The organism is Pseudooceanicola lipolyticus, assembly GCF_002786325.1.
In the GTDB taxonomy this organism is placed as follows: domain Bacteria; phylum Pseudomonadota; class Alphaproteobacteria; order Rhodobacterales; family Rhodobacteraceae; genus Pseudooceanicola_C; species Pseudooceanicola_C lipolyticus.
Genome location: NZ_PGTB01000176.1, coordinates 1 through 7,189, shown reverse-complemented (window position 1 = coordinate 7,189; position 7,189 = coordinate 1). Strand labels below are relative to the sequence as shown.

Genomic DNA, 7,189 nt, shown 5'->3' with positions numbered 1-7,189 from the left:
GGCCTCTGGCCCGGCGCTGACCGCCGGGTCCAGCGCCACCACAATGCGGTCCAGCGGCGGCACCTGGTCGCAGCGCGCGGCCTCCAGCAGCGCTCCGGGCCACAGCGTGCCCTCGATATCGGTCAGCAACACGCCGTCCAGCTCCTGCCGCGCCAGCCGCGACCCGGCATAGCGGCTGCGCACCTCTTCCAGGAAACTGGCCGCCAGGTTGGCGCGGTTGGCCTCGGTCGGCGCATGGCTGACCACGGTCGAGGGCAGCTCCAGCAACTCGACCAGCACCGGCACGTTGCGCGGCGTGGTGGTGACGCAAAGCCGCGGACGCTCGCCCAGGCGCAGGGCAAATTGCAGCATGTCCAGCGTTTCGACGCCTTTGGTCCACTTGGCCAGTTCATCGGCCCAGGCCGCGTCGAATTGCGGGCCGCGCAGCCCGTCGGGATCATGGGCGGAAAACGCCTGCGCGGTGGCGCCGTTCGGCCAGATCAGCCGCCGCTCGCTGGCCTTCCAATCCGGCCGCCGGTCGGGCGGTGAACATTCAAGGATACCGCTGGGCCCCTTGATCATCACGTCGCGCACCTGGTCATAGGTCTCGCCCACCAGCGCCACCGAACGGGCGCGCCCCGGATCCATCGGCCGCGGCCCTTCGACCAGGCCACGCACCCATTCGGCCCCGGCGCGGGTCTTGCCCGCGCCGCGCCCTCCAAGGATCACCCAGGCGCGCCAGTCACCTTCCGGCGGCAGCTGGTGCGGCAGCGCCCAGAAGTCGAACAGGTAGGGCAGCGCACAGAGCGCGCCTTCCCCGGTCTCATTCAGGAACCTCATCCGCAGCGCCGCAGGCACGGAGGCGAGCCAATCGGACCCCGATTTCAGCGCGCGCGTTTTCGAGATCGAGCGCGTAGCCGCCGCGCACGATGCCCGAGCGTTTCTGGTATTGTTCGACAAGGCTGGCCTCGACTTTCTGGCAAGTGCGGATCAGCCCTTCGACCGCCGATATCTCCCGTCCGGCGCGCCCGATATCGGGCTCTTCGCCCGATGCCAGATCCTGGCGCAGCGCTTCGGTCTGCTGTCGCAGCCGGCGGATCGAGACATGCAGCGAACGCAGCAGCTCGGCGGTGTCGGAAACGTGCTCTTCGGGGGTTATCAGCGTCATTGCAGCAGATCCCTTGCCTGTGGGATGGGTCGCCGCACGAAAGAAAAGAAAAACAGCCTAGGGGTATTCCCCCGGCTGCTTCCCTCGTCTTCTAGCTGTGATATTTATAAGCCCCAGCGCACGCCCGGTCAAGAAATTCGCTTCAACTTTGCATCCCAACCGTCCACAGTGGTTAATAAAATCTTAACCACGCCCCAGGAGACAGGTCAGTTGTTGCCGCGCTCCTGCTCGATCTGGCGCCAGCGGGCCACGTTCCGGTTGTGCTCGTCCAACGTGGTGGCAAAGGCATGGCCACCGCTGCCATCGGCCACGAAGAAGACAAAATCGGTGCTGGCCGGGTGCGCCGCCGCCTCCAGGCTGGCCGCGCCGGGATTGGCGATCGGCGTCGGCGGCAGCCCCTCGATCACATAGGTGTTCCAGGGCGTCACCTGCCGCAATTCGCTCTGGCGCAGCCCACGGCCCAGCACGCCGCGCCCCTTGGTGATGCCGTAGATGACCGTCGGGTCGGTCTGTAGCCGCATGCCCTGGTTCAGGCGGTTGACGAAAACGCTGGCGACATCGCGCCGCTCTTCCGGAATGCCGGTTTCCTTTTCGATGATCGAAGCCAGGATCAGCATCTCTGCCGGGCTTTGCAACGGCAGGTCGGGGTCGCGCCCTTCCCAGGCCGCGGCCAGCCGCTGGCTTTGCAGCATGGTCATCTGCTCCAACAGCGCCTTGCGGTCGGTGCCTTCGACGATTTCATAACTGTGCGGCGCCAATGCGCCCTCGGTCGGCACCTCGCCGGCCTCACCGGCCAGCACATCCATCGCGTTCAGCGCCTCGACCACCTGCCACGAGGTCACGCCCTCGGCCAGGATCAGGCGATAGCGGGTATCCGCCTCGGCGCGCTTCTCGGTATAGGCCGCGGGTGTTTCGTCCACCGCCAGTTCGAATTCAGCGCGCTCGACAAATTCGTTGGTGGCCGGGTCCAGTTCGCGCACATCCACCACCGTGCGGGTGACACCAACGCGATAAACGATCTCGGTGCCGCAGGTGTTGGCGCCGCCCCGGGTGATCTGGTCGACGATCTCGGCCATCGTGGCATTGGGTTCGATCAGGAAACTGCCCGCCTTCAACTGGCTGGCCTTGTCGGTATAGGCCGCGCCCATGCGAAAGATCGCGGCATTGCTGATCGCGTTTTCTTCGTGAAGATCCCGACTGACGCGGGCGATGTTCGATCCGCGCTGCACCTGCAGACAGATCGCCTCTTCCAGCGGACCCGTGGCGGAATATTGCGACTTGCCCCACAGCACGACGCCGCCGACCAGAAACAGCCCCACCACCAGGAAGGTCAGCATGTTCGAGGCAAGGCTGCGCCACATCAGTCAGGTTTCCTGAAAATCACGCTTGCATTGGTGCCGCCAAAGCCGAACGAGTTGGACAGCGCCACGTTGATCTCGCGCTCGCGCTTTGCGTTGGGGGCAAGATCCAGCGCGGTTTCGACCTCGGGATTGTCCAGGTTGATCGTCGGCGGTGCCACCTGGTCACGGATCGCCAGGATCGAGAAGATCGCCTCGATCGCCCCGGCCGCGCCCAGCAGGTGGCCGGTGGCCGACTTGGTCGAAGACATGGTCACCCGGCTTGCGGCATCGCCCAGCATCCGCTCGACCGCGCCCAGTTCGATCACATCGGCCATGGTGCTGGTGCCATGTGCGTTGATATAGTCGATATCGGCCGCGTCGATCCCGGCACTGCGCAGCGCCGCCCGCATCGAGCGCTCGGCGCCGTCCCCGTCTTCCGACGGCGCGGTGATGTGATAGGCATCACCGGACAGGCCATAGCCCACGACCTCGGCATAGATCTTGGCGCCGCGCGCCTTGGCATGTTCATATTCTTCCAGCACCACGATGCCGGCGCCCTCGCCCATGACAAAACCATCGCGGTCGCGGTCATAGGGGCGCGATGCCTTTTGCGGGTTGTCGGCATGTTTGGTGCTCAGCGCCTTGCAGGCATTGAACCCGGCAATGCCGATCCGGCAGATCGCCGCCTCGGCGCCGCCGGCCACCATCACATCGGCATCGCCATATTTGATCAGCCGGGCGGCGTCGCCAATGGCATGGGCGCCGGTCGAACAGGCGGTAACCACCGAATGGTTCGGCCCCTTGAACCCGTAACGGATGCTGACCTGGCCCGAGATCAGGTTGATCAGCGCGCCGGGCACGAAGAACGGGCTGACCCGGCGCGGGCCGCGCGCCTCCATCATCACCGCGGTGTCGGCGATCGAATTCAGCCCGCCGATCCCCGATCCGATCAGAACGCCGGTGCGTTCCTGGCTCTCGCGATCCTCGGGTTTCCAGCCGGAATCTTCCACCGCCTGCTGCGCGGCGGCAATGCCGAACAGGATGAAGGTGTCGACCTTGCGCTGGTCTTTCGGCTCCATATAGGCGTCGGCGTTGAAGGTTCCGTCGCTGCCATCGCCGCGCGGCACCTCGCAGGCATAGGTCGTCGCCAGCCCGTCCACATCGAACAGGGTGATCGGCCCACCGCCGGACTCACCCGCCAGAATCCGCGACCAGCTTTGTTCGACCCCGTCGGCCAGCGGCGTGACAAGCCCCAGCCCCGTTACCACGACTCTGCGCATGAACTGCCCTTCTGCCCTGTGCCTACATCTGGTTCCAATTGCGCAACGCTCTTACCCCGCCCCGGGGACCGGGGGCAAGAGCGCAGGCATCATCGACTCGCCCATTGCCCGATCGCCGCGGCCCACCCGGCGCGACAGGACCGGGCGTGGCAGGGTTCCCCACGGGTCCGAGGCTAACGGAACTCCGCCACCGGCTCCACACCCGGACGCGCGGTTTCCAGCGCCTCGGCCAAGTCAACGGTCTTGTTGAACAGGGCACGGCCCACCAGGGCGCCGGCGATATTCGGGATATATTTCAGCCGGGAAATATCATCGACCGTCCGCACCACGCCGCTGGCAACCACCGGCGTGCGCGACAGCCGCGCCAGCCCGGCAATCATCCCTATCTGCGCCTCGACATCGCCCATTTCGCTGGCGATATCGGTAACGATTATCCCCGCCAGCGGCACCCCGTCGAAGGCCTGGATAAAATCTTCCGGAGTAAAGGCGCTGGGCTGGCGCCAGCCCTCGACCATCACCTGCCCGCGCCAGACATCGACCGCCAGCACGATCTGGTCGGGATGGTATTTCGCCATTTCCTTGACCAGATCCGGCTCCTGCGCCGCCAGGGTGCCGATCACGATGCGCCCGGCGCCCTTGTCGATCCAGCGTTCAACCGAGTCGCGGCTGCGGAACCCGCCGCCCAGCTGCACCGGAATGCCGGCGGCACGGATGATTGCCTCCAGCAGGTCGTTGTTGCCGCCACCGCCGGCCACCCCGTCGAAATCGGTCAGATGCATCCATTCCGCCCCGGCCGCGGCAAAGCTGTGCGCGGTTTCCAGCGGATCGACATGCCAGATCAGCGGCTCTTCCAGCCGCCCCTTGTCCAGCGTCACGCAACGCCGGTTCTGCAACTCCATTGTCGGATAGATCATCATGGCCAGTTCTCCCCGCGACCAATCGCCTGATACCAGCCTAACATATCCGTCACGCCCCGGCAGGTGCGGGCGGTTTCCGGCAGGGCCAACGCGGTTTGCGGCGTTCAGCGGCCACCCGGTGGCCCGTCGCGGCGCAGGAACACGGTGGCGGTTTCGCCCTCGCCCTCGCGGCGCAGCTCGCGATAGCCCAACTGCGCGGCCAGCTTGAGCGAGCCGGAATTCGCCGCCGCGACCTGCGCCACCAGCTTGCCCGGAATAACCCGGTCGAACCAGTCATGCGCCGCCCGCGCCGCCTCGATCGCATAACCCCGGCCCTGGGCCTCGGGCACCAGCATCCAGCCGGCCTGGGGATAGAGGTCAAAATCCTCGGCCAACGCCGCGCTGCTGAAGAAAAAACCGACCTGACCGATCATCAGCCGGCTGCTCTGCTCGATCACCGCCCACTGCCCGAATCCGGTGATCTGCCAATGTCCGGCATTGCGCAGAAACGCCTCCCAGGCGCGCCGCCGGTCGCGTGGTTCGCCGGTGATGTTGCGCACCACCTCGGGCATTGCCCAGATCTCGGCATAGCGGTCGAAATCCTCGGCCCGCATCGCGCGCAACGCCAGGCGTGACGTGTTTATGGTCGGAACGGATCGGATCATTTGCTGCCCGTCCTGTCTGATCTGCCTCGGCTTGATCAGTGGCAGGCCCAGGCGGACCCTGGCAAGCCCAAAGCGCGCCCGGAATAGAAAAACGGCGCCTCCCTGCCGGGAGACGCCGCTTTGGCATACCGATTCGTCGCGCTTAGGACGCTTCGCTGATGAACTTCACCGCATCGCCGAAAGTCTGGATCGTTTCGGCCGCATCATCGGGAATCTCGATGCCGAATTCTTCTTCGAAAGCCATCACCAGTTCGACCGTATCAAGGCTGTCCGCGCCCAGATCATCAATGAACGAGGCGTTCTCGGTCACCTTGTCTTCTTCGACACCGAGGTGTTCCACAACGATCTTTTTAACGCGGTCTGCGACGTCGCTCATTTCAAATTCCTCATTCCTTTGCGGGCCTTCGACCCGATATCTGCCCTTGCCCGCTTGGGGTGGCGTGGTTTCGCCCCGATGTCAGGGCGGCTCGGTCCCGGTTCACCGGGCATGAATAGACGGATGTGAGACCGCCTCGCGAAATCTGCGCCGCTATAGCACAGAGAACGGTATTGGCAAACGCTTTCACTGCGCCGCAAGCATGACGAATTAGCTGTCCAGAAATCGCCCCGAATTTGTCCTTTTCCGCCGCTAGAGTCGGCATCGGCACCGCATTACAGGCTGGACTCGCGACGTCATGGAATTTGAAACCGCCATCCTTTCCGACGGCAGCGCACCCGCGCCTTCCGGCCTCTATGCTCTGGCCGAGGCCGTGCTGCAAGCGAATCTTGCGCTGATCTTTACGCTGGTCCTTGCCTTATTTTTCCTCGTCACCTTGATTCTGCGGATCGTTCGCAGCCTCTTCGGCGACAATCAGCCGACCGAAACCACCCCGCCATCCGACCCGTTCGCCAGGCCTTCGGACAAAGCCGCTCCGCCGCCGCTGCAAGAGGTGCTGGAGGCGGCGCTGAACAAGCCCAACCGCGGCCACCGGCTGGTGTTGCGCCCGCCATTGGACGAGGTGATCGCGCGGCCGGGCTGGCACAGCCGCCATGTCGCGGCGCGCGCGGCCCAGATCGATTATGGCATCATCGACGGGTCCGGCGCCTATGTCTGCGCCGTCGAGGTCCAGAGCGGGCGGATGCCGCGCGATGCCGAGAAATGCGAGGCGCTGCGCCGCGCCCGCATCCCGCTGCTCGAGGTGCCGGCGGATTATGACGCCGCCCATGTGGAAAACGCGCTGCGCCGTGCGCTGGCCCGGCGCAGCAACGGCTCAGAGCATCGCCATACCGCCATTCACATGTAGCACGCTGCCGGTGACATAGCCGGCCTCGGGGCTTGCCAGATACAGTACCGCCGCGGCGATTTCCTCCGGATCGCCCATGCGCCCGGCGGGGATCTGACCCAGGATCGCGGTTTTCTGATCCTCGTTCAGCTTGTCGGTCATCGCCGTGCCGATAAAGCCGGGCGCCACCGCATTGGCGGTGATGCCGCGGCTGGCCACCTCATAGGCCAGCGACTTGGTCATGCCGACCATGCCCGCCTTGGCAGCGGCATAGTTGCCCTGGCCCGGATTGCCGGTGGCGCCGACCACCGAGCTGATATTGACGATCCGGCCCCAGCGGCTTTTCATCATGCCGCGCAGCACGCCCTTGCAGAGCTTGAAGGTGGCGGTCAGGTTGACGTCCAGAACGTTTTGCCATTCCTCATCCGACATCCGCATGAACAGGTTGTCCCGGGTGATGCCGGCATTGTTGACCAGAATATCGACGCCGCCCATCGCCTCGGCCGCCTGTTTCGGCAGCGCCGCCACCGCCTCGGGGTCGCCCAGGTTGCAGGGCAGCACATGGGCGCGCTCGCCCAGCTCGGCCGCCAGCGCCTGCA

Annotated in this window: 9 protein-coding genes; 1 reads left to right on the top strand and 8 read right to left on the bottom strand. The window is 65.3% G+C overall.

The genetic code is table 11. The features are described from left to right. The 7 genes from CVM52_RS22080 to CVM52_RS22050 all read right to left on the bottom strand — a co-directional run. The coding region (locus CVM52_RS22080) for a terminase large subunit domain-containing protein (protein ID WP_172721064.1) at positions 1-819 on the bottom strand (819 nt) is incomplete at its 3' end. Further along, positions 803-1,147, bottom strand: a complete 345-nt coding sequence (locus tag CVM52_RS22075; RefSeq protein WP_100164541.1) for a hypothetical protein — start codon at positions 1,145-1,147, stop codon at positions 803-805. The genes CVM52_RS22075 and CVM52_RS22080, both read right to left, overlap by 17 nt. Before the next feature lie 206 nt (positions 1,148-1,353). Further along, a complete protein-coding gene (mltG, locus tag CVM52_RS22070) occupies positions 1,354-2,508 on the bottom strand; it encodes an endolytic transglycosylase MltG (protein ID WP_100164540.1) in 1,155 nt (384 codons plus the stop codon). Continuing rightward, entirely contained in the window at positions 2,508-3,767 is a 1,260-nt protein-coding gene (gene fabF / locus CVM52_RS22065) for a beta-ketoacyl-ACP synthase II (protein ID WP_100164539.1), read from the bottom strand. The genes mltG and fabF overlap by 1 nt, the downstream gene beginning before the upstream one ends. A gap of 173 nt (positions 3,768-3,940) precedes the next feature. Beyond that, positions 3,941-4,684: a 1-(5-phosphoribosyl)-5-[(5-phosphoribosylamino)methylideneamino]imidazole-4-carboxamide isomerase gene (locus CVM52_RS22060; RefSeq protein WP_100164538.1), complete on the bottom strand. Its 744-nt coding sequence runs from the start codon at positions 4,682-4,684 to the stop codon at positions 3,941-3,943. Between the two features lie 104 nt (positions 4,685-4,788). Next, complete coding sequence (locus CVM52_RS22055) at positions 4,789-5,328, bottom strand: GNAT family N-acetyltransferase (RefSeq protein WP_100164537.1); 540 nt, start codon at positions 5,326-5,328, stop codon at positions 4,789-4,791. Between the two features lie 142 nt (positions 5,329-5,470). After that, positions 5,471-5,704 carry an acyl carrier protein gene (locus CVM52_RS22050; RefSeq protein ID WP_005982462.1) on the bottom strand — a complete coding sequence of 78 codons (234 nt, stop codon included), beginning with the start codon at positions 5,702-5,704 and terminating at the stop codon, positions 5,471-5,473. 298 nt (positions 5,705-6,002) lie between these two features. Between CVM52_RS22050 and CVM52_RS22045 the strand changes: the two genes are divergently transcribed. Then, positions 6,003-6,611, top strand: a complete 609-nt coding sequence (locus tag CVM52_RS22045; protein ID WP_100164536.1) for a hypothetical protein — start codon at positions 6,003-6,005, stop codon at positions 6,609-6,611. On the opposite strand, the gene CVM52_RS22040 is transcribed toward CVM52_RS22045, so the two are convergent. Further along, the coding region (locus CVM52_RS22040; protein ID WP_100164535.1) for a beta-ketoacyl-ACP reductase at positions 6,579-7,189 on the bottom strand (611 nt) is incomplete at its 5' end. The genes CVM52_RS22045 and CVM52_RS22040 overlap by 33 nt on opposite strands.

Bases quoted from the DNA above. Each gene is read 5' to 3' on its own strand.
- CVM52_RS22055 (WP_100164537.1), bottom strand. From the start codon at position 5,328: ATGATCCGATCCGTTCCGACCATAAACACGTCACGCCTGGCGTTGCGC.
- CVM52_RS22045 (WP_100164536.1), top strand. From the start codon at position 6,003: ATGGAATTTGAAACCGCCATCCTTTCCGACGGCAGCGCACCCGCGCCT.
- CVM52_RS22050 (WP_005982462.1), bottom strand. From the start codon at position 5,704: ATGAGCGACGTCGCAGACCGCGTTAAAAAGATCGTTGTGGAACACCTC.
- CVM52_RS22075 (WP_100164541.1), bottom strand. From the start codon at position 1,147: ATGACGCTGATAACCCCCGAAGAGCACGTTTCCGACACCGCCGAGCTG.
- CVM52_RS22060 (WP_100164538.1), bottom strand. From the start codon at position 4,684: ATGATGATCTATCCGACAATGGAGTTGCAGAACCGGCGTTGCGTGACG.
- fabF (WP_100164539.1), bottom strand. From the start codon at position 3,767: ATGCGCAGAGTCGTGGTAACGGGGCTGGGGCTTGTCACGCCGCTGGCC.
- mltG (WP_100164540.1), bottom strand. From the start codon at position 2,508: ATGTGGCGCAGCCTTGCCTCGAACATGCTGACCTTCCTGGTGGTGGGG.